This is a genomic window from Bradyrhizobium sp. 6(2017) (assembly GCF_011058295.2).
In the GTDB taxonomy this organism is placed as follows: Bacteria; Pseudomonadota; Alphaproteobacteria; order Rhizobiales; family Xanthobacteraceae; genus Bradyrhizobium; species Bradyrhizobium septentrionale.
Window position 1 is genome coordinate 4,100,475 of record NZ_CP049289.2, and the last position, 25,691, is coordinate 4,126,165.

Annotated in this window: 27 protein-coding genes; 19 read left to right on the forward strand and 8 right to left on the reverse strand. The window is 63.7% G+C overall.

Annotated features, from left to right (window positions below):
- Positions 1 to 78: 78 nt before the first annotated feature.
- The 11 genes from G6P99_RS18945 to dhaK all read left to right on the forward strand — a co-directional run bounded on the left by G6P99_RS18945 (position 79) and on the right by dhaK (position 8,724).
- Entirely contained in the window at positions 79 to 1,014 is a 936-nt protein-coding gene (locus G6P99_RS18945; RefSeq protein WP_035976259.1) for a carbohydrate ABC transporter permease, read from the forward strand.
- The gene (locus G6P99_RS18950) at positions 1,011 to 1,973 is read left to right on the forward strand and encodes a carbohydrate ABC transporter permease (protein WP_029078448.1); all 963 of its coding nucleotides are present in this window, start codon (positions 1,011 to 1,013) and stop codon (positions 1,971 to 1,973) included. Before G6P99_RS18945 ends, G6P99_RS18950 begins: the two co-directional genes overlap by 4 nt.
- A gap of 77 nt (positions 1,974 to 2,050) precedes the next feature.
- Positions 2,051 to 2,179 (forward strand): hypothetical protein, encoded by a 129-nt coding sequence (locus tag G6P99_RS18955; RefSeq protein WP_334262084.1) that lies wholly within the window; start codon positions 2,051 to 2,053, stop codon positions 2,177 to 2,179.
- A 4-nt stretch (positions 2,180 to 2,183) separates the two neighbouring features.
- Positions 2,184 to 3,281 (forward strand): ABC transporter ATP-binding protein, encoded by a 1,098-nt coding sequence (locus tag G6P99_RS18960; protein ID WP_029078450.1) that lies wholly within the window; start codon positions 2,184 to 2,186, stop codon positions 3,279 to 3,281.
- Complete coding sequence (locus G6P99_RS18965) at positions 3,274 to 4,299, forward strand: ABC transporter ATP-binding protein (RefSeq protein ID WP_029078451.1); 1,026 nt, start codon at positions 3,274 to 3,276, stop codon at positions 4,297 to 4,299. The genes G6P99_RS18960 and G6P99_RS18965 overlap by 8 nt, the downstream gene beginning before the upstream one ends.
- Positions 4,300 to 4,320: 21 nt before the next feature.
- Positions 4,321 to 4,944 carry a dihydroxyacetone kinase subunit DhaL gene (gene dhaL / locus G6P99_RS18970; RefSeq protein ID WP_029078452.1) on the forward strand — a complete coding sequence of 208 codons (624 nt, stop codon included), beginning with the start codon at positions 4,321 to 4,323 and terminating at the stop codon, positions 4,942 to 4,944.
- Positions 4,941 to 5,333 (forward strand): dihydroxyacetone kinase phosphoryl donor subunit DhaM, encoded by a 393-nt coding sequence (dhaM, locus tag G6P99_RS18975; RefSeq protein ID WP_029078453.1) that lies wholly within the window; start codon positions 4,941 to 4,943, stop codon positions 5,331 to 5,333. Before dhaL ends, dhaM begins: the two co-directional genes overlap by 4 nt.
- Before the next feature lie 31 nt (positions 5,334 to 5,364).
- Positions 5,365 to 5,667 carry an HPr family phosphocarrier protein gene (locus G6P99_RS18980; protein ID WP_371261130.1) on the forward strand — a complete coding sequence of 101 codons (303 nt, stop codon included), beginning with the start codon at positions 5,365 to 5,367 and terminating at the stop codon, positions 5,665 to 5,667.
- Between the two features lies 1 nt (position 5,668).
- The gene (gene ptsP, locus G6P99_RS18985) at positions 5,669 to 7,288 is read left to right on the forward strand and encodes a phosphoenolpyruvate--protein phosphotransferase (RefSeq protein ID WP_165128919.1); all 1,620 of its coding nucleotides are present in this window, start codon (positions 5,669 to 5,671) and stop codon (positions 7,286 to 7,288) included.
- Between the two features lies 1 nt (position 7,289).
- Positions 7,290 to 7,703, forward strand: a complete 414-nt coding sequence (locus tag G6P99_RS18990; RefSeq protein ID WP_029078456.1) for a hypothetical protein — start codon at positions 7,290 to 7,292, stop codon at positions 7,701 to 7,703.
- A gap of 37 nt (positions 7,704 to 7,740) precedes the next feature.
- Positions 7,741 to 8,724 (forward strand): dihydroxyacetone kinase subunit DhaK, encoded by a 984-nt coding sequence (gene dhaK, locus G6P99_RS18995; RefSeq protein ID WP_165123153.1) that lies wholly within the window; start codon positions 7,741 to 7,743, stop codon positions 8,722 to 8,724.
- Between the two features lie 78 nt (positions 8,725 to 8,802).
- Here dhaK and G6P99_RS19000 read toward each other — a convergent pair whose 3' ends face one another.
- Genes G6P99_RS19000 through G6P99_RS19010 form a run of 3 tightly spaced genes read right to left on the reverse strand, consistent with a single transcriptional unit; the run spans position 8,803 to position 11,577 of the window.
- Positions 8,803 to 9,483, reverse strand: a complete 681-nt coding sequence (locus tag G6P99_RS19000) for a class II aldolase/adducin family protein (protein WP_035976185.1) — start codon at positions 9,481 to 9,483, stop codon at positions 8,803 to 8,805.
- 32 nt (positions 9,484 to 9,515) lie between these two features.
- The gene (locus tag G6P99_RS19005) at positions 9,516 to 10,241 is read right to left on the reverse strand and encodes an SDR family oxidoreductase (RefSeq protein WP_029078458.1); all 726 of its coding nucleotides are present in this window, start codon (positions 10,239 to 10,241) and stop codon (positions 9,516 to 9,518) included.
- Positions 10,242 to 10,257: 16 nt separating this feature from the next.
- Positions 10,258 to 11,577 carry an iron-containing alcohol dehydrogenase gene (locus tag G6P99_RS19010; RefSeq protein WP_051346014.1) on the reverse strand — a complete coding sequence of 440 codons (1,320 nt, stop codon included), beginning with the start codon at positions 11,575 to 11,577 and terminating at the stop codon, positions 10,258 to 10,260.
- A 141-nt stretch (positions 11,578 to 11,718) separates the two neighbouring features.
- Between G6P99_RS19010 and G6P99_RS19015 the strand changes: the two genes are divergently transcribed.
- The 8 genes from G6P99_RS19015 to G6P99_RS19050 all read left to right on the forward strand — a co-directional run bounded on the left by G6P99_RS19015 (position 11,719) and on the right by G6P99_RS19050 (position 21,536).
- Positions 11,719 to 12,756: a sugar-binding transcriptional regulator gene (locus G6P99_RS19015; protein ID WP_165123155.1), complete on the forward strand. Its 1,038-nt coding sequence runs from the start codon at positions 11,719 to 11,721 to the stop codon at positions 12,754 to 12,756.
- 66 nt (positions 12,757 to 12,822) lie between these two features.
- Positions 12,823 to 13,764 (forward strand): carbohydrate ABC transporter permease, encoded by a 942-nt coding sequence (locus G6P99_RS19020; protein ID WP_084518305.1) that lies wholly within the window; start codon positions 12,823 to 12,825, stop codon positions 13,762 to 13,764.
- A complete protein-coding gene (locus G6P99_RS19025) occupies positions 13,764 to 14,654 on the forward strand; it encodes a carbohydrate ABC transporter permease (RefSeq protein WP_029078461.1) in 891 nt (296 codons plus the stop codon). Before G6P99_RS19020 ends, G6P99_RS19025 begins: the two co-directional genes overlap by 1 nt.
- 48 nt (positions 14,655 to 14,702) lie before the next feature.
- Entirely contained in the window at positions 14,703 to 16,229 is a 1,527-nt protein-coding gene (locus tag G6P99_RS19030; RefSeq protein ID WP_035976188.1) for an ABC transporter substrate-binding protein, read from the forward strand.
- A gap of 169 nt (positions 16,230 to 16,398) precedes the next feature.
- On the forward strand, positions 16,399 to 17,928 hold the full coding sequence (locus G6P99_RS19035) for a xylulokinase (protein WP_035976190.1): 1,530 nt from the start codon (positions 16,399 to 16,401) through the stop codon (positions 17,926 to 17,928).
- A complete protein-coding gene (locus tag G6P99_RS19040; RefSeq protein WP_029078463.1) occupies positions 17,925 to 18,728 on the forward strand; it encodes an HAD hydrolase family protein in 804 nt (267 codons plus the stop codon). The genes G6P99_RS19035 and G6P99_RS19040 overlap by 4 nt, the downstream gene beginning before the upstream one ends.
- A 15-nt stretch (positions 18,729 to 18,743) precedes the next feature.
- Positions 18,744 to 19,853, forward strand: coding sequence for an ABC transporter ATP-binding protein (locus G6P99_RS19045; protein WP_051346016.1), 1,110 nt, complete (start codon positions 18,744 to 18,746; stop codon positions 19,851 to 19,853).
- A 48-nt stretch (positions 19,854 to 19,901) separates the two neighbouring features.
- Complete coding sequence (locus tag G6P99_RS19050; protein ID WP_035976192.1) at positions 19,902 to 21,536, forward strand: choline dehydrogenase; 1,635 nt, start codon at positions 19,902 to 19,904, stop codon at positions 21,534 to 21,536.
- 66 nt (positions 21,537 to 21,602) lie between these two features.
- Here G6P99_RS19050 and G6P99_RS19055 read toward each other — a convergent pair whose 3' ends face one another.
- Genes G6P99_RS19055 through G6P99_RS19075 form a run of 5 tightly spaced genes read right to left on the reverse strand, consistent with a single transcriptional unit; the run spans position 21,603 to position 25,691 of the window.
- Positions 21,603 to 22,130, reverse strand: coding sequence for a MarR family winged helix-turn-helix transcriptional regulator (locus tag G6P99_RS19055; RefSeq protein WP_063618910.1), 528 nt, complete (start codon positions 22,128 to 22,130; stop codon positions 21,603 to 21,605).
- Between the two features lie 18 nt (positions 22,131 to 22,148).
- The gene (locus G6P99_RS19060) at positions 22,149 to 22,877 is read right to left on the reverse strand and encodes an SDR family NAD(P)-dependent oxidoreductase (RefSeq protein ID WP_414645578.1); all 729 of its coding nucleotides are present in this window, start codon (positions 22,875 to 22,877) and stop codon (positions 22,149 to 22,151) included.
- Between the two features lie 12 nt (positions 22,878 to 22,889).
- The gene (locus G6P99_RS19065) at positions 22,890 to 23,375 is read right to left on the reverse strand and encodes an aromatic-ring-hydroxylating dioxygenase subunit beta (protein ID WP_029078466.1); all 486 of its coding nucleotides are present in this window, start codon (positions 23,373 to 23,375) and stop codon (positions 22,890 to 22,892) included.
- Positions 23,376 to 23,403: 28 nt separating this feature from the next.
- Positions 23,404 to 24,717 (reverse strand): aromatic ring-hydroxylating dioxygenase subunit alpha, encoded by a 1,314-nt coding sequence (locus G6P99_RS19070; RefSeq protein ID WP_029078467.1) that lies wholly within the window; start codon positions 24,715 to 24,717, stop codon positions 23,404 to 23,406.
- A gap of 11 nt (positions 24,718 to 24,728) precedes the next feature.
- The gene (locus tag G6P99_RS19075; protein WP_029078468.1) at positions 24,729 to 25,691 is read right to left on the reverse strand and encodes a PDR/VanB family oxidoreductase; all 963 of its coding nucleotides are present in this window, start codon (positions 25,689 to 25,691) and stop codon (positions 24,729 to 24,731) included.

Below are 25,691 nucleotides of genomic sequence, written 5' to 3' on the forward strand. Positions count from 1 at the left end.
CCCGGGGCGCCGCCTCGGGGACGCCGATCCAGCCAGCCGATGGGACAGATGACCACGATCCTGCAACCCGATCATGCTATGATCCCGGGCGTGAACGAGCCCGCCAAATCCCGCGCCGCGCGGCGTGTCCGCGGCCTGTCGGACCGCACCATTGCGTGGCTGTTCGTTGCGCCGACGATCGCGCTGCTGCTCGCGATCAACATTTTCCCGCTGATCTGGATGATCCGGCTATCCTTCACCAGCCTCAACCTCAGCATGTCCTATCTGCCGCTGCGGTTCGTCGGCCTCGACAATTTCAGGGATATCCTCACCGACGAGGACGTCTGGACCCGGCTGCAGACCACGGCGCAGTTCGTGATCTCGTCGGTGGCGCTGCAGGTGGTGGTCGGATTTGGCCTTGCGCTCCTGATCAACCGCCAATTCCGCGGCCACAGCTTCTGGACCACGATCATCCTGCTGCCGATGATGCTGTCGCCGGCGGTGGTCGGCAACTTCTGGACGCTGCTGCTGCAGCCGCAGATCGGCCCGTTCAACTATCTCATCAGTCTGTTCACCGGCGTGCCGCCGAGCTCGTTCAGCATGACCGGGCAGGTCTCGCTCGCGCCGTGGACCATCGTGCTGGTCGACACCTGGATGTGGGCGCCGTACGTGATGCTGATTTGCCTCGCCGGGCTGCGCTCGATTCCCGATTACATTTATGAGGCCGCCGAAGTCGATCGTGCCTCGCCCTGGCGGCAGTTCTGGTCGATCACGCTGCCGATGACGGTGCCGTTCCTGATGCTTGCGGTGCTGTTCCGCGCGATCGAGAACTTCAAGATGTTCGACATGGTCAATCTCCTGACCTCGGGAGGACCAGGATCGACCACCGAACTGGTGTCGATCACGCTGAAGCGCGCGGCGTTCGAGAAGTGGCGCACCGGCTATTCCTCCGCGCTCGCCATCATCCTGTTCGTGACCGTGTTCGGTGCGGCCAACATCTACGTCAAAGCGCTCAACAAGGTGAAGCAACGATGACCGCTGCTGTTGCCAAATCCACCGCGCATTCGATCGTCGAGGCCTCGCCGCGCACCAAGGCGTTCGCCGGCACGCTCGTCATCCTCTATGCGTTGATCACGATCCTGCCGCTGCTCTGGATCGTCGCCACCGCCTTCAAGTCGCAAAGCGATGCCATCGCCTATCCGCCCAAGGTGATCTTCGAGCCCACCCTCGAAGGCTATGTCAACCTGTTCACCGTGCGCACCCGCCAGACACCTGATTTCATCACCAAGTTGCCGGCGCCGGAGACCTGGTATGACAAGCTCGTGCGCAAGCATGACATGGTGATTGCCGGACCGTCCAAGGTCGTGCCGCGCTTCGTCAATTCGCTGATCATCGGCTTCGGTTCGACCTTCCTCGCCGTCTTCCTCGGCACACTCGCGGCCTACGCGTTCTCGCGCTTCCGCATTCCGTTGGCCGACGATCTGCTGTTCTTCATCCTGTCGACGCGGATGATGCCGCCGGTCGCGGTCGCGATCCCGATCTATTTGATGTACCGGCAGCTCAATCTGACCGACACCAGGCTCGGCATGATCCTGCTCTACACCGCCGTGAATGTCTCGCTCGCGGTCTGGCTGCTCAAGGGCTTCATCGATGAGATCCCGCGCGAGTACGAGGAGGCTGCGCTGGTCGACGGCTATACACGGTTGCAGGCGCTGCGCAAGGTGGTGCTGCCGCAGGCCGTCACCGGAATTGCGGCGACCGCGATCTTTTGCCTGATCTTCTCCTGGAACGAGTACGCGTTCGCGGTTCTGCTGACCAGCGGCGAGGCGCAGACCATGCCGCCCTTCATCCCGTTCATCATCGGAGAGGGCGGGCAGGACTGGCCGGCGGTTGCCGCCGCGACCACGCTGTTCGTCGTCCCGATCGTCATGTTCACCGTGTTGTTGCGCAAGCATCTGCTGCGCGGCATCACCTTCGGAGCGGTGCGCAAATGAGCGGTTCTGCGGTTGCCCGGGGAGGCAAAGGGGCACTCCATCGCTTTTTCCAGCGGAGCCGCTGGGAGACCGTTGCGATGACCCTGATCGGGGGCGGCATCTTCATGCTGGTGCAGCCCTGGTCGATCGATCTGTACAGCTACTCCTTCGTGACGATTCTTGCCGGCACGGTCGGCTACGTCGTCGTCAGCCATTTTCCGGAATAGGGCCATGGCACAGATCCGCATCGAGAACCTGCGCAAGTCGTTCGATCAGTTCACCGCGGTGGAAGGCTCGACCTTCACCATCGACGACGGCAGCTTCTTCGCGCTGCTCGGCCCCTCCGGCTGCGGCAAGACCACCACGTTGCGCATGATCGCCGGCCTCGAGCTGCCGACCGAGGGCAAGATCCTGCTCGACGGCGAGGACGTCACCTTCCACCGCGCCGCCGCCCGCGACATCGCCTTCGTGTTCCAGCTGTTTGCGCTCTATCCGCACATGAATGTCGGGCAGAACATCGGCTTCCCGCTGAAGTGCCAGGGCATGGCGAGGCGCGATATCCGCGAACGGGTGCAGGAAACCGCGCGGATGCTGCGGATCGAGCATCTGCTGTCGAGCAAGACATCAAAGCTCTCGGGTGGCGACCGCCAGCGCGTTGCGCTCGGGCGCGCCATGGTGCGGCGCCCGAAGGCCTTCCTGATGGACGAGCCGCTGGGCGCGCTCGACGCCGAGTTTCGCCATCTGATGTGCGGCGAGCTGCGGGACCTGCACGATCGCATCAAGGCGACCACGGTCTATGTCACCCATGACCAACTCGAAGCGATGTCGATGGCCGACCAAATTGCGATCATGAACAAGGGTCGCGTCGAGCAGATCGGCACGCCGCAGGAGGTCTATGACCGGCCCGCCAGCATGTTTGTCGCGGACTTCATCGGCTCGCCGCCGATGAATTTCCTGCGCTTCGAGGGCGGCCTGCGATCCGGTGACCGGGCGATCGATTTCCACGACACCACGCTCGCGGTGCCCGAGATCCGCGAGGACCGCGCGAGCGCGCCGCTGGCGCTCGGGGTACGTCCGGAGCATATCCGCTTCGCCGACGCCGGACCCGTTCGCGGCGAGGTGTTCGGCGCGGAATATCTCGGCACCACGCAGATCGTCACCGTCGACACGGCGTATGGGCGGGTCGCGGCGCGGCTGCCGTCCAGCGCCTCGGTGCGGATCGGAGAGACCATCGGCCTCGAATTCAACTCCGAGCGGTTGGCGCTGTTCGATATCGGCAGCGGCCTTGCGATCAGGACCGCCAGCGAGGAGGGCGTGCGCCATGGCTGACGTCAGCTTGCGCAATATCAGCAAGCGCTTCGGCGCGGTGGAGGCGGTGCGTGACCTCTCGCTGACGGTGGGCGACGGCGAATTCCTCGTCCTGCTCGGGCCGAGCGGCGCCGGCAAGACCACGACGCTGCGGCTGATCACCGGGCTCGAGAGTCCCGACGCCGGCTCGGTCATGATCGACGGGCGCGATGTGACGCATGATCCGCCGGGTGCGCGGGACATCGCGTTCGTGTTCCAGCAATATTCGCTGTATCCGCATTTGTCGGTCTACGACAATTTGGCGTTCCCGTTGCGCTCTCCGGCGCGGCGCGTGCCGGAGCCCTTGATCCGCAAGCGCGTCGAGCAGACCGCGGAGCTGCTGCATATCACCGGCAAGCTGAACAATCGCGCCACCCGCCTGTCCGGCGGCGAGATGCAGCGGGTCGCGATCGGCCGCGCGCTGGTGCGCGATCCCTCGATCTATCTAATGGACGAGCCGCTGTCGTCGCTGGATGCAAAGCTTCGCGCCGAGCTTCGGCTCGAGCTGAAGCGGATCCAGCTCGAGCTCGGCGCGACCATCCTGTACGTGACCCATGACCAGGTCGAAGCCATGACGATGGCATCGAGGATCGGCGTGATCAGGGACGGCCAATTGCTTCAGCTCGGCACGCCGAGGGAGATCTACGAAAATCCCTCCTCGAGCTACGTCGCCTCGCGGCTCGGGACGCCGCAGATCAATTTTCTGCCCGCACGGCTGCTGTCCGATGTGGCGATGCCACCGGAAACCGAGACGGTGGGCATCCGCACCGAGCACCTCCAGATCGCCACGCGCAGTGGCGGGCAGATGGTCGGGCGCGTGCATCGGGTCGAGCACCTCGGCGAGCAGAATCACGTTCACCTGGACTATAAGGGCGAAACGCTGGTGACGCTGGCGGATCCGCATCGGCCGCTGCGGGCCGGTCAGGAGGTCGAATTGCAACTGGTGCGTCCGCTGTGTTTCGACCGTGCCGGGCAGCGCGTCGGCGCGATGGTTCAATAGAGGCGTAAGAGGTTCAGATCAATGTCGGTGCAACCCGAGACATTCAAGTCGCTGCTCAAGGCGGCCGCCGAGCAGGTCATCGCCAGCGCGCCGGAGCTCACGAGCCTGGACCAGGCGATCGGTGACGGCGACCACGGGACCAACATGAAGCGCGGCTTCGAAGCCGTGCTCGGCAAGCTCGATGCCATCTCGGCGCAGCCGCTCGACGAGGCGTTCAAGATGATCGGCAAGACCCTGGTCATGACAGTCGGTGGCGCCTCCGGCCCGCTCTATGGCAGCTTCTTTCTTGCCGCGGGCGAGGCGTTGTCGCACGACAAGCACCTGCCTGATGATCTCGCCGACGTGTTCGGCAGCGGCGTGAACGCGGTGAGCGCGCGCGGCCGTTCGCAGGCCGGCGAGAAGACGATGCTTGATGTGCTCGTTCCGGTGCTGGAGACGCTGAAAGCAGGCGTCGGCCAGCCCGATCTGATCGCGCGGGTGCGCAGCACCGCGGCTGAAGCGGTCGAGCGCACGGCGCCGATGCAAGCTACCAAAGGGCGGGCGTCGTTCCTCGGTGCGCGCAGCGTCGGCCATGTCGATCCCGGGGCGCGGTCGAGCTGTGTTCTTGTGCACGCTGTGTGCGCCGGCCTGGAGGCGCGGCAATGACCGACACCGTGGGCATCGTGATCGTCTCGCATTCCCTAGATATCGCCAAGGGAACCGCCGACATGGTGCGGCAGATGGTCGGCAGCGAGGTCAAGGTCGCTTTCTGCGGCGGCAATCCCGACGGTGGTCTCGGCACCAGCGTGCCGCTGATCATCGACGCCATCAACGACGCCTGGTCGTCGAAAGGCGTCGCCGTGCTGGTCGACCTCGGCGGCGCCGAGACCAACAGCGAAATGGCGGTCGAGATGCTGGAGCCGGCGCGGCGCGATCTCGTTGTCGTCTGCAACGCGCCGATCGTCGAGGGCGCCGTGATGGCGGCGACGGAAGCTGCGGGCGGCAGCTCGCTGGCCCAGGTCAAGGCCGTGGCCGAGGAACTCTCTGCCGACTGAGGCGTCGGCGAAGCGATGATGGATGATGAGCATGCTTGATAAAGCGGACGGACAGATATTCACCGGCAACGTGCGGCTGGTGCATGCGGTCGGCATGCACGCGCGCCCCGCGGTCAAGCTGACCAAGCTCGCCAAGAAGTTCCAGGCGCAGGTCTCGGTGCGGGTCGCGGACGCGCCGGAATGGATCAACGCCAAGAGCGTGGCCAAGATCATGGCGATGCGTGCGGCACACGGCAGCACGATCGAGATCAAGGCCTCCGGCAGCGATGCCGAGGCCGCGGTCGCGGCGCTGGTCGATCTGATCGCAAGCGATTTCCCGGATGGAGCACCGTAGCATGCAGGGCGGCGCTGCAGGGCTGGCCTACCGCGGCAGGACCGCCTCGATCGGCTTTGCCCACGGCCCGTTGGTCCGGGTCGACGCGGGCGCGGCCGGCGAGCGGGTGGCCGGCACGCTGGTCGAGGAAGCGTTGGCGCTGCGCAATGCGATCGACGTCGCGAGCGGGCAGATCGCCGATCTTGCCGCCAGCGCCGGCGGCGAAGCCGCGCAGATCCTCGAATTCCAGGTCGCGCTGCTGGAGGATGAGGATTTGATCGAGGCGATCTTCGGGTCGATCGGCGAGGGACGTCCCGCCGATATCGCATGGCGCTCGACGCTCGACGCCCACATCGCCGACTACAATTCCGCGCCGGACGACTATCTGAAGGCGCGTTCCTCCGATCTCGCGGATTTGCGCGACCGGGTGATCCACGTTCTACGTGGCGACCAGGGCCAGCCGCTGAAGATCCCGAGCGGGGGCGTGGTTTGTGCCGACGATCTGCCGCCATCGCGATTCCTCGAGATTGACTGGTCCGGCGGCGGCGGCCTGGCGCTGTTGCGGGGCAGCCCGACCAGCCATGTCGCGATGCTGGCGCGGGCGCGCGGCATCCCGATGGTGGTGCAGCTCGGTGCGATTCCGGACACCGGCACCACGGCGCTGCTCGACGGCGAAGGCGCGACGCTGGAGCTCGATCCCAGCGTCGAGCAGGTCCGCACTTTCGAGAAGCGACGCGACAGCCATCGCAAGAGCAGGGCATCCGCGCGCGCGATCCTGCGGCGGCCGACGGCCTCGTGGCGCGGCGAGCACATCAAGCTCCTCATCAACATCCAGCGCGTCGAGGATCTCGAGCACGCCGACGCGCAATATGCCGACGGCATCGGCCTGATGCGCACCGAGTTCCTGCTCGCCGGGCGGAGCGATCTGCCGGACGAGGAGACCCAGTTTCAGGCCTATGACGAGGTGGTGCGTTGGGCCGGCCAGCGGCCCGTCACCATCCGCACCTTCGATGCCGGCGGCGACAAGCCGGTGCCGGGCTTCACGCTGGACGGCGAAGCCAATCCGTTCCTCGGGGTGCGCGGCCTGCGGCTGTGCCTTGCCCGGCCCGAGATCTTTGCGGTTCAGCTTCGCGCGCTGGCGCGGGCCGCGGTGCGCGGCAATCTCAAGGTGATGTTCCCGATGGTGACGTCGGCGGACGAGCTCGAGGCAGGGCGGAGGTTATTCGCCGATGTCGTGCAGCGCTTGCAGGCGGACGGCATTGCCGCGATGCTGCCCGAGCTCGGAATCATGGTCGAGGTTCCGGCGGCGGCCCTGGCCATCACAAGCTTCAAGGCGTCCTTCTTCTCGATCGGCTCGAACGATCTCGCGCAATATGTCCTGGCCTGCGATCGTTCCAACGGAGCTCTCGCCCCCCTGATGGATCCGCTTCATCCGGCAGTGCTCGAACTGATCGCGCGGACCGCGGAGCATGGGCGGCGCGCCGCGATCGGCGTCAGCCTGTGCGGCGACATGGCGGGTGATCCGCGCTGCCTGCCCGCGCTGCTGAATTGCGGGCTGCGCGAACTCTCCGTCAATGCATCGGCGCTGGCGCAGATCAAGCAGACCATCGACCGGCTGAGCGGCGGAGGCGGCCTTGGCTGATATGGCGGCCGATGACGCGCCCGAAGCCGGTGCGGTTGCGGTCTACAAGCGCATCTTCAAGGAGGTGCTGGAGAGCCGTCCGTCCGGCATGCGGCTCCGGCTGGCCCATGCCATGGGGAAGAACCGCAGCTTCGTCAGCCAGATCAGCAATCCCGCCTATCCGGTGCCGATACCGGTACAGCATCTCAACACGATCTTCGATGTCTGCCATTTTCCGCCACAGGCGAAGACCGCCTTCCTTCGCGCCTATGCGCGCGCACATCCGCGCCGCGTCGGCCGGTTGAGCGAAGGTTCGCACGAGCGGACGCTGACGTTGCATCTGCCGGATCTCGGCAGCGCCAAGCGCAACGCCGAGCTCGACGCGCTGCTGCAGGAGTTCACGCGGCGGCTGATTGCCATCATGCGGGAAAAATAGGCGAGAAACGCCAAACGAACGAAGCGGGGAGGAAACAATGAAGAAGTTCATCAATTCGGTCGACAACGTTCTCGCCGAGAGCCTCGACGGCTTTGCGGCCGCGCACGCCGATCTGGTTACGCTCGGCGCCGAGCGGAAATTCGTGCGGCGCCGCGAGCTGAACCCGAAGAAAGTTGCGCTGGTGTCGGGGGGCGGCAGTGGACATGAGCCGCTGCATGCGGGCTTTGTCGGCTACGGCATGCTCGATGCCGCCTGTCCCGGGCAGGTGTTCACCTCGCCGACGCCGGACCAGATCGTCGAGGCGGCCCAGGCGGTTGCGGGCGACGCCGGCGTCCTCTTCATCGTCAAGAACTATGCCGGCGACCGTATGAACTTCGAGATGGCGGCCGAGATCGCCGAGGGCCGCACCGCGGCCATCGTGACCGACGACGACGTCGCGGTCGAGAAGTCCACTTACAGTATCGGGCGCCGCGGCGTCGCAGGCACGTTGATCGTCGAGAAGATCGTCGGCGCCGCCGCCGAGAAGGGCGCCGATCTCGCAGCCTGTGTCGCGCTCGGCGAGCGCGTCAACACGCAGACGCGCTCGATGGGCGTTGCGCTGACGAGCTGCACCGTCCCGGCTGCGGGCACGCCGACCTTTGCATTGGGCGAAGACGAGATGGAGATGGGGGTCGGTATTCACGGTGAGCCGGGACGCCGCCGCGTCAAGCTGGCAGCGGCTGATGCGATCGCCGCCGAGATGACGACGGCCATTGCGGAGGATCTCGGCGCGCGTGCCGGGACGGAGGCGCTGCTGCTCGTCAACGGTTTCGGCGGCACGCCGACGATCGAGCTCTATTTGATGTACAACGCGGCGCGCCGGATGCTCGAAAGTCGCGGCCTGCGCATCGCCCGTTCGCTGGTTGGCAGTTACGTCACCTCGCTGGACATGGCGGGTTGCTCGCTCACTGTGAGCCTGCTTGATCCTGAGACGACCGCGCTTTGGGACGCCCCCGTGCGCACGGCTGCGTTGAGATGGTAACTGCCGTCGCCCTGGCGCGGCCCGCGATCATTCGTGGGTGCGCATCATCCAGATTGGAGTGGCTTTCCACCATGCCGATCACGTTGTTGCGTTCGCCTTGACCGGCGGATCCTGCAAGCCATAGCTGCCAAATGCAGCGGCGGTTTCGCTGATGTTGGCCTCGCTCAGCAATACCGGTCCACCGATCGCCAGGGAGAGATAGTACTGCCGGGCGATGGTCTCGAGTTCGACCGCCAGCCACATCGCCTTGTCCAGTGATGCCCCCGTGGCGATCATTCCGTGATTGGCCAACAGGCAGGCGGTGCGGTTCTCCAGCGCGGTCAGCGCATGCTCCGACAGTTCCTTGGTGCCGAACCTGGCATAGTCGGCAACACGCACGTTCATGCCGCCAAAGGCCGCCATCATGTAGTGGCATGCCGGGATTTCCTTGCGCGCGATCGCCAGCACGGTGGAATAGGTCGCGTGGGTATGGACGATGCCCCCGACGTCGGGTCGTGCCTTCATGATGTCGAGATGGAAGCGCCATTCAGTGGAGGGCTTGAGCGGTCCCCGCCATGATCCGTATTCGCCTTCGATCGGCATTGCCGCGATCATGTCGGGCGTGAGCAGGTCGTAAGGCGTTGCCGACGGTGAAATCAGCATGGTGTTGCCGTGGCGGGCGGAGATATTTCCGGACGTGCCCTGGTTCAGCCCTGTCGCATTCATCCAGCGGCATTTCGCGATGATCGCCTCGCGCAACTGAAGTTCGCTGTCGGTCATGGTCGGCTCCTGAGGTCGGCGCGTGAGAGCGCTCAGTATTTTTGTCGAGTCGGCGTGATGCAAATCTCCTGCACCAGCGCCTTTTGCGGAAGGTTGTAGGCGTCGAGGATCAGGTCGGCGACGTGTTCGGCCCCGATGCCGCCGCCGATTGCGGCCTTGTTTGCGTCATAGCTGGCACGTGTCACCGGATCCTTCACGCCATCCAGGACCTCGGTCTCAATGATTCCCGGCGAAATGACGATCACGCGAACATCGTAGGCGGACAGATATTCGCGAAGGCTCTCGGAGACGCCGTGGACGAAATATTTGGTCCCGCAATAGACCGTATGATCGGGATAGACCTTGCGTCCAGCGATCGAACTCATCATGACGAGCGTACCGTGACGACGGTCCATCATGCCCGCCATGACGGCATGTACGCTGTTCATGACACCATTGACGTTGATGGCGATCATTTCGTCCCAATCGGCGGGGTCCTGCCTGCCGATGTCACCGAGCCTCGCAATGCCGGCGTTGGCGAACATCATATCCACGGGGCCGAACCTTGCTTCGGCGTCTCGTACCGCCGCGGCGAGCATCGCACGATCGCGAACGTCCACCTTGCGACAGACCGAATTGGGCAGACGCATGGCCTCCAGCCGTTCGATCCGGCGGGCCATCAGCAGCACAGGGTGGCCGGCCGCGGAGAAGGCGCGGGCGGTGGCTTCTCCGATGCCGGAGCTCGCCCCGGTTACGGCGACAAGCGGCTTTGCGGTCATGTCACAGGCCTCCCTCTCAAAGTTCGCCTTGCGCAAACGCCTCCAGCGTGCCGGCGTCTGCGGCAATGTCGAGGAACGAAAAGCGGTTGCGCATCTCGCGGCAATGCACGATGGCCTCGCGGTAGAGATCGACGGGCACAGCCAGTTCGGTCGCCGTCGTGGCGCCGCCCGCAGCCGACAGCAGGCGCTTCATCTCGCCGACCGGAATCGCGAACCCGGCCAGCTCGCGCCGCAAGTCAGGCCATGTGTCGTCGAGCTTGCGATTGAATGCGATGGCGCCGTCGCGGTCGAAAGCCTTTTTCTTCAGCTCCGCCAGGCATTGCGATGCGACTTCATCGCCAAAGCGGCGGGCCATGCCGGCGGCGTCGATAGGGGTGGCGTGAACGGAAGGCGGCTGATCGCTGGCAAGCATGTACTGCTGCAGGCGCGCCATGCTCAGCGACGCGATGCCGACTTGCTGGCCGTGCAGGCTGCCCGGATGCCGCGCTCCCGCGAAGCAGTCGATGTAATGCGAGATCTGGTGTTCACCCATCGAACCATGGTGCGAGATGCCGGTGAACGAGATGCCCAGTCCGCACAGGGTTAGCACCCGATAGAGATACCCCATCGCCTCGATATCGCCCTTGGGCAGATTCGCGGCGCGCTTGTTGAGCTCGACCTCGTCGACGGCCTGGATCGTGTAAGGCTCTTGAAAATACGCCGTGCCCAACAGCCGGTGCGACATCCACCAGTCGCTTTGGGCTACCGAGCGGGCGAGGCAGTCGGCGAAACCGGAGGCGGCGAGATAGGGCGGCGCCGCGGCGGACACCTTGAGATCGACGAAGAAGCCGGCAGGTGTGTGCGAAGGCAGCGACACCTTCAGGCCGCTGTCGAGGGTGAGCGAGGCGGTGGAAGAGGTATACCCGTTCATCGAAGCGGCGGTTGCGAACACGCAATAGCGCCGCCCGTCGAGGCCGGTGACATACTTGCAGAGGTCGTTGACGGTACCTGAGCCGACGGCGACGACGGAATCGAATCCGCGCAGCTTCTCGGTCAGATTACGAACCTCGGCCATGTCGGCGTGCGGACGATCGAGAACAATGGCCTCGACGGGGCCGATCTCGCGCAGTGCCCTTGCAATCCGCGCGCCCAACGCGTCGTAGGTCGCCTGATCGGCGACCAGAGCAAGGCTGTGCCCCAGCTTCAGGGACGCAACCAGCTCGGCCTCGCGGCCCTCGAGACTGTCTTCAATCACGATGGAGTCGTAGGGCACCTTCACGCGGGCGCCGGTCAGCGGATTGGTCCAGCGGCCAGCCACCAAATCGTCGATCAGCGCGGTCCAGTTCTGCTTCGACATCGAGAAAATCCCGCACAACGCTTCGGCACCGCAGCACCGGCCGTGACATTCGACAAAACTAATTGGCAATTAATCGAGCCAATTGACAATTGTCAACTCGATGTGCATTTTGTGTATCCGACACTGAGGCCGCGATCGCCGATGACCAGGACGCTGCAACGCAAAGTGACACCGCCGCGCATCAAGCGTCGCGCGTTGTCGATTCCTGCAGAGTTCGACAGTGATCCGGTCGTGTGGGCGGCCTGGCTCTACTACGAGGAGGGCATGACGCAGGAGGAGGTCGCCGATCAGCTCGGCGTCTCGCGCGCGTCGGTGGTGAACTTCCTGCAGGAGGCCCGCGACCGCAACATCGTCACCATCGCGGTCTCGTCACGGCACTTGCAGACCATCGGTCTCGCACGCGAAGTGGCCGACGCTTACGGCTTGTCCAACTGCCTCGTCGTGCCTGATGATGGAGGCCGGCTGCCGGTGCACGAGCGGATCGGCATGGCCGCCGCGCGGTTGCTGATCGAGCGTTTGCAGCCCGACGATGTGCTCGGCGTTTCCTGGGGGCGCACGGTGCAGGCCTTGTCGGCAGCGTTGCCCGAGATGAAGCTGCCTGGAGTGACTGTTACCCAGATCACTGGCTGCTCGATCGGGACGACGGAATTCTCGCCGGAACTGTGCACCTCCAACATCGCCAACAAGCTCGGCGCGCGATGCGTCAATCTGCACGCCCCTGGCATCGTCTCCACCGCGCAGATCAAGCGCCTGTTCATGCAGGAGCCGGCGCTGGTCGAGACCTTCAAGATCATCCACTCGAGCAACAAGGTGCTGTTCGGCGTCGGCAGTGTGGATGACGCGGGCACCGCGATGCGCAGCGGATACATGACGCCGGAGAAGATCGAGCCGTATCTCGCGCGCGGCGCGGTCGGCGTGGTGAGCGGACGTTTCATCGACCGGGACGGCAAGCCGCTGTTGGGCGCGCTCGACAATCAAATGATCGGCCTCACGCTGGACGAGATTGCCAAGGTGCCGGAACGAATCTGCATTGCCGGCGGCACCGACAAGATCGACGCGGTCTACGCGGCGCTCAATAACAACTACGCGACGATATTGGTGACGGACGTGGCAACGGCGAGAACGCTGGTGCCGCGTGCGGCCCGGTCTCACCGAGCCGGAGTATCACGCCGGCCCTGATCCAACACAGCGAACTGGGCCGCAGAGCCCGGCGCCGAGAAAAAAGCGATGCACGAGGAAACGTCAATGGTTTCGCAGCAGGTGCCAAGTCTGGCCGTTGACGTGCCGGTGTCCGGCACGGAGCGTCGCCGGGTTTGGCCGCGATTTCTGACCTCGGAACACCCGTTTCCCTGGCTGGCGCCGATCACCGCATTGATCCTGGCGTTCGGGGTCTATCCGCTGCTCTATGCGCTCTGGCTGACGTTCTTCAAGCGCAACCCGGTCACCCGTCTGAATGTCTTCAACCCGACCTGGAACTGGGGAAAGCTGTTCGCCGATGAACGGGTATGGGGCGCCATCGGTCACACCTATCTGTACACGATCAGCGCCCTGCTGATCGAACTGGGTCTTGGCCTTGCCATCGCATTGCTGCTCGACAGCGACCGCAGGGGGTATGGGCTGCTGCGCGCGCTGATGACGCTGCCGCTGGTGGTGCCGCCTGCCGTCACCGGCATGATGTTCCTCCTGATGCTGGACGGATCGTTCGGCGTATTGAGCACGGGCCTCGTTTCGCTGGGGCTGTGGTCGCCGCAACATCCGATCCTCGCCTCCAGCGGTTCTGCACTGGCCGGCGTCCTGCTGGCCGATATCTGGCAGTGGACGCCGTTCATGGTGTTGATCATGCTCGCCGGGCTGCGCGCCTTGCCGAAGGAACCCTTCGAGGCTGCCGCCATCGACGGAGCGACGGCGAGTCAAGCCTTCTTCCGCCTGACCCTGCCGATGCTCTCCAGGATCATCGCGTTGGCCGTCCTGATCCGCGGCGTCGACCTGTTCCGGATCTACGACTACGTGAAGGTGATGACGGACAGCGGGCCCGGCACCTCGACCGAGACGCTGACGTCCTACGCCGGCACCATCTATTTCAAGAACGCCGACTTTCCCTACGCCTCGACGATCTCGCTGTTTACGCTGCTGCTGGTGATCGTCACCTCGAGCATCTTCATCAAGCTGTTCAAGGTGCGGTTCTGATGCAGGAAACATTCCTCCAGAAGCGTTTGCGCGATGTGGCCGCCGTGCTCGTGGTCGGCATGTTCATGTTCCCGCTGTTCTGGTGGGCGCTGACGTCGTTCAAGCCCACGTCGGCGATCTTCAACAAGGACGAGATCGTCTGGTTCAATTTCAAGCCGACGCTCGTCAATTATGCCGTCACGATGCTCGGCAAATCGCGCGCTGAACTGGCCATCGATTCCGGCAACACGTTCGGGGTCGGGGGTGCGAGTTCGTATGACAGCCGCCAAACCATCATCGACTCGCTGATCATCGCGGTGGGAGCGACCGCGCTGACGCTGCTGCTGGCGGTCATTGCGGCCTACGCACTGTCGCGGATGCGCTTTCGCGGGCGGCAGGCCTATCTGAACTGGATCCTGTCGCAGCGCTTCATGCCGCCGATCGCGATCATCGTGCCGGTCGTCTTCATGTTCCACTATCTGTCGCTGCTCGACACCCGGCTTGGCCTGATCATCGTGGATACGCTGATCAACCTGCCGATCGCCGTGCTGCTGATGAAGTCATTCTACGATGACGTTCCCGTCGACGTCGATGAAGCCGCCATGATCGATGGCGCCACGCGATTGCAGATCTTCTGGCGCGTTGTCCTGCCGATGGTCAAGGGCGGCGTCGCAGCCACCGCCGTCCTCTGTTTCATCTTCTCGTGGACGGAATTCCTGATGTCGCTGTTCCTGACCAATTCGATACGAACATTGCCGGTCAGGATCACGACCTTCGTCACCTCGACAGGCTCGGAATGGGGATTCATCGCGGCTCTCGGCACGACAGCCGTGATCCCGAGCTTCATCTTCATCCTGCTCGTCCAGAAGCAGCTTGTCCGCGGCCTGACCCTCGGGTCTCTCAAGGAGTAGGCGCGCGGAGCGAGACCAGAAAGTCAACAAAACATCGGGAGGAGTGCAATGAGTTTCAAGAAATTCGACCAGCAGACGTTCATTGTCGACACCGCGAACGCCTATACCAACGGGCAAATCTCGAAACGCGAATTTCTGCGCAAGCTGGGACTGGCCGGTGTCGGATTCTCGGCCTTCAGCCTCGGCATGCTCGGTAGCCCGCGCGGCCTGCGCAAGGGCAGTCTGCTCGGAACCCCGGCCTATGCCGACGGCTTGCCGGACAACCAGGCCAAATGGCTGAAGGAGGTCGGCAGCAAGTTCAAGGGCGCCAAGATCCGTTATTCGACGGAATCGACGCCGCCCTCGGTGATCCTCAACCAGATCAAGAAGGAGTTCACCGATCCGACCGGTATCGAGGTCGAGGTCGAGATCGTGCCGCTGGAGCAGGTGCTCGCCAAGGCGACGCAGGACGTGCAGGGCCAGCTCGGTTCGTACGACCTCTACTACCTCGATCAATCCTGGATATCGATGTTCCAGCCCGATTGCATCGATCCGGTCGCCTACTACAAGGACAAGCCGGAACTGGCGATGCCCGATTTCGATTGGGACGATTTCTCCAAGCCGCTCGTCAAGAATGTCGCCCAGGTCGACGGACAATGGATGGGCATTCCCTTCGACATTCCGATCTTCACGCTGATGTACCGCAAGGACATCCTGGAGAAGCACAAGATCGCGGTGCCGACCACCTACGAGGACTACCTCGCCGCCGCCAGGCAAATCACCGAGGCCGAGAAGGGCAACGGCATCTTCGGAACCGGCCTGCAGGCCAAATCCGGGCACTATTCGCTGGAGTGCGACTGGAGCCAGGCGGTGTGGGGCCATGGCGGCTCGATTTTCAACAAGAGCAAGAAATTCTCCGGTAACGACGAGCAGGGCATTGCCGGCCTGAAATGGTACCAGGACCTGTTGAAGGTCTCGCCGCCGAATTCGACGGCATCGACCTGGGACGGCCAGTTCGAGATGATGCATTCGGGCCAGATCGCGCTGGCGCAGAGCTGGGATGAGTTCTTCCCCGGCCTCGATGCCGACGACTCCAAGGTCAAGGGCCTGTGGGAGCCTGCCAAGCCGCTGACCGCCAAGAAGCTGCGCCCGGCCTCCGAAGCCGGCTTCAACGAGCAGCCGAACCTCGGCCATCAGGGCGGCTCGTGCATCTCGCTGTCGAAATACTCCAAGAACAAGGAGGCCGCGTGGATCTTCATGCAGTGGGGTTGCTGCAAGGAGATCATGACACGCTGCACGCTGCTCGGCGGCTTCGCTCCGATGCGCAACTCATCGTTCGCCGATCCGCGCGTCAAGGCCAAGGCCAAGGTCGGCGCGGGCACCACGCGGCATCTGGAGACCGTGAAGTGGGTGATCGACAACGCGATGGCGACCGAGCCGCACATGGCGTTGTGGGCGGGTCTGTCGACCAACGAGATTCCAACCGAACTCGGCAAGCTGCTGACGGGCCAGGCCTATGGTGGCGATCCCAAGAAGTGCATGGACGCGCTCGCGAAGCAGATCGACGCCCAGGTCAAGGATGCTGGTCTGCTCTAGAGCGCTTTCGAGCGAAGCGGACACCCGGTTGGTGTGAAGAAGACGCGTCAAAACAACGATCCAGAGCTTCGATTCTGATCCAACCAGAACCGGAATGCTCTGGGTCCCGCGGAGCTAGACTTTGCGGAGGCGGCCTTGGTCGCCTCCGCGCCAATTGAATTGAGATGGCATGTCCAGAGATCTGGTGATCGGCATCGACAGTTCGACCTCGGCGACCAAGGCGATCGCCTGGGATCGCAGCGGACGTGCATTGGCCGAAGGGCGCAAGGCGATCGGCCTTGCCAATCCGCAGCCGGGATACTTCGAACAGAACCCGGACGAGTGGTGGGATTCGACCGCGGCTGCCTTGCGCAGCATCACCGACCAGGTCGGTGCCGAGCGGATCGCTGCGGTTGCGATTTCCAATCAACGCGAAACTTTCAGTGCATTCACGGAGGAGGGGACCGCAATCAGGCCCGGCATGACTTGGCTCGACGAACGGGCTCGGCCTCAGGTTGTGCGCTTCGGCAAATCGTTCGGAGCCGAGCGCGTTCATGCCATTTCGGGCAAGCCCCTTGACGTGCTGCCCTGCCTCTACCGCATCATCTGGATGGCGGAGCACGAGCCGGAGATCTTCGCGCGCGCCGCGCGCTTTGCCGAAGTCCACGGCTATCTGACGCATTGCCTGACCGGTCGATGGCGGACGTCGACGGCCTCGGCCGATCCGACCGGGCTGCTCGATATGACGCGCAACGTTTGGTCAGCCGAGATTCTCGACGCCGCCGGCATTGCGATCGAGAAGTTGCCGGCGCTGATGCCGCCGGGCGCGCGGATGGGGGAGGTCACGCATGCGGCCGCGGCATTCACCGGCCTTTCGGCTGGAACGCCGGTCGTTGCCGGCGGTGGCGATGGCCAGTGCGCCAGCACCGGTGCCGGCGTCACGTCTCCGGGCAGCGCCTACATCAATCTCGGGACCGCAGTGGTCTCGGGAAGCTACGGTCGCAACTATGCCTATGACCGCGCCTTCCGCACCGAGAAGGCGGTGTGCGACGACGGTTACATCTACGAGCAGTGTATCCGCACCGGAACGTTCCTGGTCGACTGGATGGCGCGCGAGATGTTCGGGATCGATGCGACGGCGCAACTGAATGTCTTCAAGGCGCTCGAAGCCGAAGCAGCGAGCTGTCCGATCGGGGCTGATGGCGTCGTGGTGCTGCCTTACTGGCTCGGTTGCATGACCCCCTATTGGGATCCCTATGCGCGCGGCGTGATCGCCGGATTGTCGGGCTCGACCCGGCGCGGTGCGATCTATCGTGCCTTGCTCGAAGGCATCGCGCTGGAGGTTGCCGCTCAGGCTGAGAAGATCGCAGCGGCGACCGGCGGCGAGATCGGACAGTTCTCGGCGATTGGCGGCGGTTCGGACAGCGATCTCTGGCTGCAGATTTTGGCCGATGCCGCGGGCCGGCCGGTTGCGCGCTCGACCGCGCGGGAAGCCTCATCGCTCGGCGCGGCGATCGCGGCGGCCAAGGGCGCCGGCTGGTACGGCACCATCGCCGAGGCCGCCTCGGCGATGACGAGGCCGCCGGCACGAGCATTCCGACCTGAACCGAAGAATGTGGCACGCTACGCCGAATTGCGCGCCATCCATGCCGACCTCTGGCCGCGGCTGCTTGACTGGAACGCCCGGCTTGCGTCGTTTGCGGAGGGCACACCGTCGTGAAGCCCATCGCAAGCTTTCCCGCGGAGACCGCTCGCCGCATCGTCTGCATCCTGACCGACATTGACGATACGCTGACCACCGACGGCCAGCTCCCTGCGGCTTCCTATGCGGCGCTGGAAAAGCTCCAGGGCGCCGGCCTCGCCGTCGTTCCCGTCACCGGCCGGCCGGCCGGCTGGTGCGACATGATTGCGCGGTTCTGGCCGGTTGACGGCGTGATCGGCGAAAACGGCGCGTTCTATTTCCGGCACGATCCGGTGGCGCGGAAGATGGTTCGCAAATTTATCGCAAGCGAGCCCGAGCGCGCCGCCAATCGGCGCAGGTTGCTCGCGCTCGGCGAGCGAATTCTGTCCGAAGTGCCCGGTGCTGCGATTTCGGCCGACCAGCTCTACCGCGAGGCGGATCTTGCGATCGATGTCTGCGAGGACGTGCCGCCACTGCCGCGCGCCGCGGTCGACAGGATCGTCGGGCTGTTCGAAAGCGCGGGCGGGATCGCCAAGGTCTCCTCGATCCACGTCAACGGATGGTTCGGCAGCTACGACAAGCTGGCCATGACCCGGATCTTTCTGCGCGAAAGGCTGGGGCTCGATCTCGACGCGGCGAGGGACCGCATCGTGTTCTGCGGCGACAGTCCGAACGATGCGCCGATGTTTGGCTTCTTCCCCTACGCCTGCGGCGTCGCCAATGTGCGGGATTTCGAGGGGACGATGGCCGCAACGCCGGCCTTCATCGCCAGCAAGCGCGGCGGCGAAGGGTTTGTCGAAATCGTGGAACAAATCTTGTCGGCCAGGACGGGCGCGTAAGGAGAAGAAGCAGCCATGGCATCGGTCACCATCAGCAATGTGCGGAAATCCTACGGCAAGTTCGAGGTGCTGCACGGCATCGATCTCTCGATAGCCAACGGCGAATTCGTCGTGCTTCTGGGACCTTCCGGTTGCGGAAAGTCGACATTGCTGCGGATGGTCGCCGGGCTCGAGCCGATTACGTCGGGCCAGGTCAGCATCGGCAACGTCCTGGTCAACGATCTGCATCCCAAGGATCGCGACATCGCGATGGTGTTCCAGAACTACGCGCTCTATGCCCACCTGAGCGTGTTCGACAACATGGCGTTTTCGATGCAGCTCAAGAAGGTTCCGAAGGCCGAAATCAGGCGCAAGGTGGAGTGGGCCGCTTCGATCCTCAACCTGACGCCCTATCTCGACCGCCAGCCGAAACAGCTGTCCGGCGGCCAACGTCAGCGCGTTGCGATGGGTCGCGCCATCGTGCGCGATCCAGCCGTATTCCTGTTCGACGAGCCGCTGTCGAATCTCGACGCGAAGCTGCGCGTGCAGATGCGAACCGAGATTAAGGAACTGCACCACAAGCTTGCGACCACCACCATCTATGTGACCCATGACCAGATCGAGGCCATGACGATGGCCGATACGATCGTGGTGTTGCGCGACGGCGATATCGAGCAGATCGGCAAGCCGTTGGAGATCTATGACCATCCCGCAAATCTGTTCGTCGCCGAGTTCATCGGTTCGCCGGCGATGAATATCCTGACCGGCGAAGTCGCCGCCGAGGCGGGACGCCCGGTGCTGCGCGCCAACGGCGTGACGCTGCCGTTGCCCTCGGATGCAAATGTCAGTGCCGGTCAGATCGTCAAATACGGCATCCGGCCCGAGCATCTGCGGCCGGGCGCTGGCAGTGCAGGCTTTCCCGCCAAGGTCTCCGTCGTCGAGCCGACGGGCCCTGAAATTCACATCTATGCCGAGGTAGGCGCGCAGGAAGTCTGTTCGATCACGCAGGAGCGCATTGAATTGTCGCCTGGCGACGAGATCAGTCTGCTGCCCGCCCTCGACAGGGTTCGCCTTTTCGAACCCGAGACGGGCAAGGTCATCAACGGCCCGGCCGAGGTCAGGCCTCGCCCGCTGATGCGGGCCTAGTTCGCCCGATCGGACTCCAATCTGTCCAGACAAGAAGACGGAGGAAACATGGTGGACTACGTCATCGTCGGCGCCGGATCGGCCGGATGCGTGTTGGCAAACCGTTTGTCGGCAGATCCGAACAATGACGTCGTGCTGCTCGAGGCCGGCGGCAAGGACACCAATCCCTTCATCCACATGCCGGCGGGCTATCTCGCCCTGATGAAGTCCGGGAGTGTCGACTGGCATTACCATACGGATCCGCAGCCGCACCTGGACAACCGCGTGCTTTTTTGGCCGCGCGGGAAGGTGCTGGGAGGATCGAGCTCCATCAACGGGATGGTCTATATCCGCGGCCACGCCTCCGACTACGATTTGTGGGCTCAGCTCGGCAATCGCGGCTGGTCCTACAGCGATTGCCTGCCATATTTCATTCGGTCGGAAGGGCGGCAGGCCGGCGCCGACGATTATCACGGCGGCGACGGCCCGTTGCGGACGAGCCGGCTGTCGGAAATAACCCATCCGCTGACCAAGGCGTGGTTTGAAGCGGGCAAGCAGGCGGGATTTCGCGCGACGGATGATTTCAACGGTGCCGAACTCGAAGGCTTCGGCCCGGTCGACAGCACGATCGCCGACAATCAACGCGCCAGTGCGGCGCGCTGCTACCTGCATCCGGTTCTTAACCGCCCCAATCTCAAGGTGATCACGAAAGCGCTCGCCTCACGCGTGCTCGTGGAGGGTGGTCGCGCGGTTGGCGTCGAGTACATCAGGAATGGTCAGGTTCACACCTTAAGGGCCGAACGTGAGGTGATCCTGGCCGGTGGCGCGATCAACTCGCCGCAACTGCTCCAATTGTCGGGAATCGGCGATGGCGACCATCTGCGGTCGCTCGGGATAAAGGTCGTCCACGAGCTCAAGGGGGTCGGGCAAAATCTGCAGGACCATCTCGCCTGCGGCGTCAAGCAGCGGTGCACCCAGCCGATCTCGTTTCTCAAGCACACCAAGCCATTGGGCGCCACAAAAGCCTTCATCCAGTACGTGCTGACCAAAACGGGCCCAGCGACGTCGCACGGCCTGGAAGCGATGGCGTTCCTCAAATCGAAAGCGGATCTCATCGCGCCCGACCTGCAATATTTCTTCGTTCTGCTGATGTACAGCGACCATGGCCGCAAGATCACAAATGAGCACGGCTTCATGGCTTACTTCAACATCGCGCGCCCAGAGAGCCGCGGCAGCATCATGATCAAATCAGCCGATCCGTTGCAGCATCCCTCGATCCAGCCGAATTATCTGGAAGCGCCGGAGGATGTACGCAACATGCGCGACGGCGTCAGGATCGGCCGGGAGATCATCGCCCAGAATGCGTTCGCCCCCTATCGCGGACAAGAATATGCGCCGGGTTCTGGCGCGGCGTCGGACGCGGACATCGACCTCTACGTCCGGCAAACCTCCGAAACCATCTATCACCCGGTCGGCACATGCAAAATGGGGTCGGATCCGCTGGCCGTTGTCGACGATCGTCTTCGTGTTCGCGGCGTCGAAGGACTGCGGGTCATCGATGCGTCCGTCATGCCGCGACTGGTCTCGGGAAACACAAACGCGCCAACCATCATGATTGCGGAGAAGGGGGCTGACTTCATCCTTGAGCGCCGGCCTCTCGCAGCAAGTCCCTTGGAAACAGGCAGTCGGCACGTCAGCGTGTAACCGACAACCGTGTGACGAAGTTGCCGTCAGGCCCGGTTAGATTGGCGATAGCTTGTGGCGTCCGCGTCAGGTGTGCTTGTCCAAGCGGCGCTTGAGCAGGGTCAGGTGCTGCAGCAGGTCCGATTGCGCGACGGGCGAGAGCTCCCCGATCAAGGCGATCACCCATTCCTCATGCCGTCGCGCCATCCGGCCGAATTCCCTTGCGCCTTCCTGCGACAGACGCAAGCGGAAGGTACGGCGATCTTCGGAATCGACCTCGCGATGGATCAAGCCGTCGGCTTCCAGCTTCTGCACCAGCGCGGTGATGGCGCCGTTCGAAACCATCAAGAGCTGCGAAACCTCAGACATGGTCGCACCTCCAGGTTTGCGCTCGAGCTGCGCCAAAAGGTCGAAGCGGGCCAGCGTCGTGTTGAACTCCTTGCGCAGCCGGGCATTCAGGGTTTTTTCGATCCGGGTGGTGCAGGAGAGCAGCCGCAGCCAGATGCGCAGCTCGAGATGCGCGCCATCGGACTCATGTGCCGGCCCGACCGGCTGCAGCGGTGGCGGGCGCGCGCTCTTCGGGGATCTGACCTTCCGTTTGGTCGTGGCATCCATTGCTGCGTCTCGCCGAACCTAGATGGAAAGGGACCCGATGCTGGCTCCGCCACAGACATAAAGCGTCTGCCCGGTGATGAAGTCTGCATCCGGCGAACTAAAGAAACTGACCGCGCGCGCAACATCGGTGGACTTGCCAAGGCGGCCGAGAGGAATCGACCGCGCCAGCGCTTTTGCGCGTTCGGATTCCGGCGACATCACGCTCTCGAACATTTCAGTGTCCGCGATTGGGCCCGGTGCCACGACATTGACCGTGATGCCGAACGGAGCGAGCTCCAGCGCCCATGTCCGCGCCATGCCGATGATGCCGGCCTTGGTGGCCGAATAGACCGTGCGGGTGGCAGCCCCAAGCGCCGCGCGGGACGACAACAGCACGATGCGGCCAAAGCGCGCGTGCTTCATGCTCGGCAGCGCTGCCTGCGCCAGCGCAATTCCGGCGCCGAAATGGAGCTGCGCCAAAGCGCCGACGTCCTCGTCCTCGACCTCTTCCAGCAGCTTGGCGCGGATCGCGCCCGCATTGTGGACGACATGGGTGATCGCAACCTTCGCGGCGATGTCCGCGGCCACCTGGCGTGTCGCCGTCCCATCGAGCAGATCGACCTCGTGTGAGGCGAGCCTCGGATGGCTCCAGTCGGGCTTTCGCCGCGACAGCGAGATCACGTCGTAGCCGTCGGCGAGGAGGCCGCGCGCGATTGCGGCGCCGATGCCGGTATTGCCACCGCTTACGATTGCCGTGTAGTTGGCCACGCTCATCGTTCCCTACATGAAGAGCTGGATGTTGCCGAAGGCAGCATCGCAATTGATCAGGTCGACCCGCTTGAGCTTGATCTTCAGCCGGCCGTTCTCGACGCTCAGACGATGCGTGGCCCAGGCCGCATAGAGCGTCTGCTCGTCGTAGCGGGTCTCGACATAGTGCATCGGGGTCCAGGTGACGTAGCTGTTGGCAGCGACATCGCGTGAATCGACCTGTGGGGTCTGCAGCACGTGATGGCAGCGGCTTTTCGGCTTCTGGCTGAAGGTCCGCGCGCCCTTGAGCCGCTCGACCCGGATCGACAGCAGCAGCTTGTCCTCGTACATCAGCGAGCAGGTCAGCCGCGGATCGGTCTGATTCCATTCCAGCGGCATCCAGTAGAAGGCGTCATCGGCGTACAGATCGAGCCACTCGTCAAAGCGCTGCTGATCGATCAACCGAGCCTCGCGGACCACGAAGTCGATCAACTCCTGATCGGTGGGAGCGGCGCTCATGAGAGGGACCTCGGCTACCATGCTCATGTCACATCCCCATCGTCATGAACTTGGTCCACGCCCGGAACTGGTGGCGCATCGGCCATTCGCTGGTCCCGTTGATCGCCACATTGGTCTGCCCGGCTTCGTCGGGACTGTAGAGACGCTGCAGATTGACCCACTCATTGCCGTTCGAATGCAGGCCTTCCTGCGCGCGTTCATACATTTCGAGGTCGTCGTGGCCGACGATGGAGGTCGGTGCATTGATGAGACGGTTGTACATCAGCGTGCGCTCGAGCAGCATGTCGGGTGCGTCGACCAGCTGGAACGTCCAGGACTCGACCAGCGTCTTGTTGGCCGCGATCGGCTTGAACTGTCGCAACAGCTGGATCGGTCCCTTGATCATGATGTTGGGGAAATAGACCGTGTTGTGCCGGTTCTCGTTCAGGATCGCCTTGGCGCGGTCCTCGCCATAGGTCGCCGTCATCTTCTCGAAATATCCGGGTACTGCCGAATAGTCCGAATGGATCGAATGGTGCACGCCGGTGTGACCGTGGCCATTGTCCCAGATCCGGATGCCCATGTTCTCGAAGAACTCGTATGGGCTCATGAAGGGAGCGATGATCTCGACCGCCATCGGCTTCTTCGTGCCGGGAGGGGCTTTTTTCCAGACTTCGACCACGGTTCCGGCGGAGGATTCGTGCGCCACCATGGGATGGCAGGTGTCGGTCTGGTTCTCGACCAGCATCTTCCAATTGCAATTGTGCATGTAGCGCAGCACACCGCCGGCGACCTTGAGCTGACCGGCCGGCGAGCGATCGGTCATGTTGTCGAAGCTCGACAGGCTATCGCCGAAGAACGCCTCGAAATCGAGCCCGCCGTCATTGATCTTGGCGAACACGAAGCCTCGGTAGTTGCGGACATGGCGCACCGGCGTCATGCCGCGCGCGGCCTCGCTCTGTTCGAAGCCGGTGTTCTCGTAACCCTTCTTCAGGGGGATCGCGAGCAGCGAGCCGTCGGTCTTGAAACTCCAGGCGTGGTAGGGGCAGCGGAAGAACTTTCCAGTATTGCCGCAGGTCTCGGACGTGATGCGCGTGCCCTTGTGGGGACAACGATTGTGCAGCACCCGGACCGTGCCGTCGGTGTGACGGACCAGCAGGACCGGCTGGGTGCCGATCGTGGTGCCGTAATAGTCGCCCGGATTGGGCACCTGGCTGTCGTGGCCAACATAGACCCAGCTGTTCGGGAACATGTGCTCCATCTCGAGCTGGAACACCTCCTCGCTGACATAGACATCGCGGTGAACCTCCTGGTCACGGACCAGGGCACGGATCGCCGCGGAGTTGCCGGCGTATCGGGACATGGGTCTCTCCATCACAGATCGAGCACGAGTCGCTTGGTCTTGGCGCGCGAAATACAGATCTGCATCACCTTGTTCGACGCCTTCTCGGCATCGCTCAGGATGTAATCGCGATGGTCCGGGACGCCCTCGATCACCGCGGTCTGGCAGATTCCGCAATCGCCGCGCTTGCAGTCATGCAACGGGTCTTCGCCGGCCTCGAGCAGCACATCCAGGATGGTCTTGCCGACGGGAATTTCGTAGATGCGACCGTTGCTTTTCAGCTCGACCTCAAAACTGCTGTCGCCGGACTTCTCCTCGGGCGCGGCAAATATTTCGAAATGCAGCCGGCCCGGCGGCCAATCCAGCTGTTTCGCCAGCGCGATCGCCGATTCGATCATCGGCAGAGGTCCGCAGAGATAGAGCGGTACATCGGGTGCAAGCCGGGTCATCAGGCCTTCGAGATCGAAGAACCGGCCGGCTTCGTCGTCGGCGTGGATGATTGCGTTGGCGGAGGCGAGGCGCTGAATGTCGTCCGAGAACGCAAGTTCGCTGCGGCTGCGCCCGGCGTAATAGAACGAGAATGGCCTTTGCGTCGCGCTCAGCTCGCAGGCCATGGTGAGCAGCGGCGTGACGCCGATGCCGCCCGCGACAAGGACCACTTCGCCGGCGCCGGAGGCGAGAGCAAAATTGTTTGCCGGAGGCGAGATCGTCAGTCGATCACCGGCCTTGAGACCATGCATCTGCAGCGAGCCGCCGTGACTCTTGCTTTCCTGCAGGACGGCAATGCGGTAACTGGTCGGATGCTCGGCCGCGCGCGGCGAATTGGTCTCGATCAGTGAATAGGAGCGCCGGCCGACATCGGGCAGATGAACGTCGATATGGGCGCCGGCGGCCCAGCCCGGCATCGGCGCGCCGTTGGTGCGCGCAAGCACGAACTCGCGGATGCGCGGCGTGAGCGCTTCGGTCTTCGACACCACCACTTCGAATTGATCCAT

What these genes read in the sequence shown, in the direction of transcription:
- G6P99_RS19055 (WP_063618910.1), bottom strand. Translation starts at nt 22,130, where the DNA reads ATGGATGCCACGACCAAACGGAAGGTCAGATCCCCGAAGAGCGCGCGC.
- G6P99_RS19030 (WP_035976188.1), top strand. Translation starts at nt 14,703, where the DNA reads ATGAGTTTCAAGAAATTCGACCAGCAGACGTTCATTGTCGACACCGCG.
- G6P99_RS19000 (WP_035976185.1), bottom strand. Translation starts at nt 9,483, where the DNA reads ATGACCGACAGCGAACTTCAGTTGCGCGAGGCGATCATCGCGAAATGC.
- G6P99_RS18965 (WP_029078451.1), top strand. Translation starts at nt 3,274, where the DNA reads ATGGCTGACGTCAGCTTGCGCAATATCAGCAAGCGCTTCGGCGCGGTG.
- G6P99_RS19020 (WP_084518305.1), top strand. Translation starts at nt 12,823, where the DNA reads ATGGTTTCGCAGCAGGTGCCAAGTCTGGCCGTTGACGTGCCGGTGTCC.
- G6P99_RS18955 (WP_334262084.1), top strand. Translation starts at nt 2,051, where the DNA reads ATGACCCTGATCGGGGGCGGCATCTTCATGCTGGTGCAGCCCTGGTCG.
- G6P99_RS18990 (WP_029078456.1), top strand. Translation starts at nt 7,290, where the DNA reads ATGGCGGCCGATGACGCGCCCGAAGCCGGTGCGGTTGCGGTCTACAAG.
- G6P99_RS19010 (WP_051346014.1), bottom strand. Translation starts at nt 11,577, where the DNA reads ATGTCGAAGCAGAACTGGACCGCGCTGATCGACGATTTGGTGGCTGGC.
- G6P99_RS19050 (WP_035976192.1), top strand. Translation starts at nt 19,902, where the DNA reads ATGGTGGACTACGTCATCGTCGGCGCCGGATCGGCCGGATGCGTGTTG.
- G6P99_RS18980 (WP_371261130.1), top strand. Translation starts at nt 5,365, where the DNA reads ATGCTTGATAAAGCGGACGGACAGATATTCACCGGCAACGTGCGGCTG.
- G6P99_RS19005 (WP_029078458.1), bottom strand. Translation starts at nt 10,241, where the DNA reads ATGACCGCAAAGCCGCTTGTCGCCGTAACCGGGGCGAGCTCCGGCATC.
- dhaK (WP_165123153.1), top strand. Translation starts at nt 7,741, where the DNA reads ATGAAGAAGTTCATCAATTCGGTCGACAACGTTCTCGCCGAGAGCCTC.
- G6P99_RS18960 (WP_029078450.1), top strand. Translation starts at nt 2,184, where the DNA reads ATGGCACAGATCCGCATCGAGAACCTGCGCAAGTCGTTCGATCAGTTC.
- G6P99_RS18945 (WP_035976259.1), top strand. Translation starts at nt 79, where the DNA reads ATGATCCCGGGCGTGAACGAGCCCGCCAAATCCCGCGCCGCGCGGCGT.
- G6P99_RS19015 (WP_165123155.1), top strand. Translation starts at nt 11,719, where the DNA reads ATGACCAGGACGCTGCAACGCAAAGTGACACCGCCGCGCATCAAGCGT.
- dhaL (WP_029078452.1), top strand. Translation starts at nt 4,321, where the DNA reads ATGTCGGTGCAACCCGAGACATTCAAGTCGCTGCTCAAGGCGGCCGCC.
- G6P99_RS18950 (WP_029078448.1), top strand. Translation starts at nt 1,011, where the DNA reads ATGACCGCTGCTGTTGCCAAATCCACCGCGCATTCGATCGTCGAGGCC.
- G6P99_RS19025 (WP_029078461.1), top strand. Translation starts at nt 13,764, where the DNA reads ATGCAGGAAACATTCCTCCAGAAGCGTTTGCGCGATGTGGCCGCCGTG.
- G6P99_RS19065 (WP_029078466.1), bottom strand. Translation starts at nt 23,375, where the DNA reads ATGAGCGCCGCTCCCACCGATCAGGAGTTGATCGACTTCGTGGTCCGC.
- dhaM (WP_029078453.1), top strand. Translation starts at nt 4,941, where the DNA reads ATGACCGACACCGTGGGCATCGTGATCGTCTCGCATTCCCTAGATATC.
- ptsP (WP_165128919.1), top strand. Translation starts at nt 5,669, where the DNA reads ATGCAGGGCGGCGCTGCAGGGCTGGCCTACCGCGGCAGGACCGCCTCG.
- G6P99_RS19070 (WP_029078467.1), bottom strand. Translation starts at nt 24,717, where the DNA reads ATGTCCCGATACGCCGGCAACTCCGCGGCGATCCGTGCCCTGGTCCGT.
- G6P99_RS19075 (WP_029078468.1), bottom strand. Translation starts at nt 25,691, where the DNA reads ATGGATCAATTCGAAGTGGTGGTGTCGAAGACCGAAGCGCTCACGCCG.
- G6P99_RS19045 (WP_051346016.1), top strand. Translation starts at nt 18,744, where the DNA reads ATGGCATCGGTCACCATCAGCAATGTGCGGAAATCCTACGGCAAGTTC.
- G6P99_RS19035 (WP_035976190.1), top strand. Translation starts at nt 16,399, where the DNA reads ATGTCCAGAGATCTGGTGATCGGCATCGACAGTTCGACCTCGGCGACC.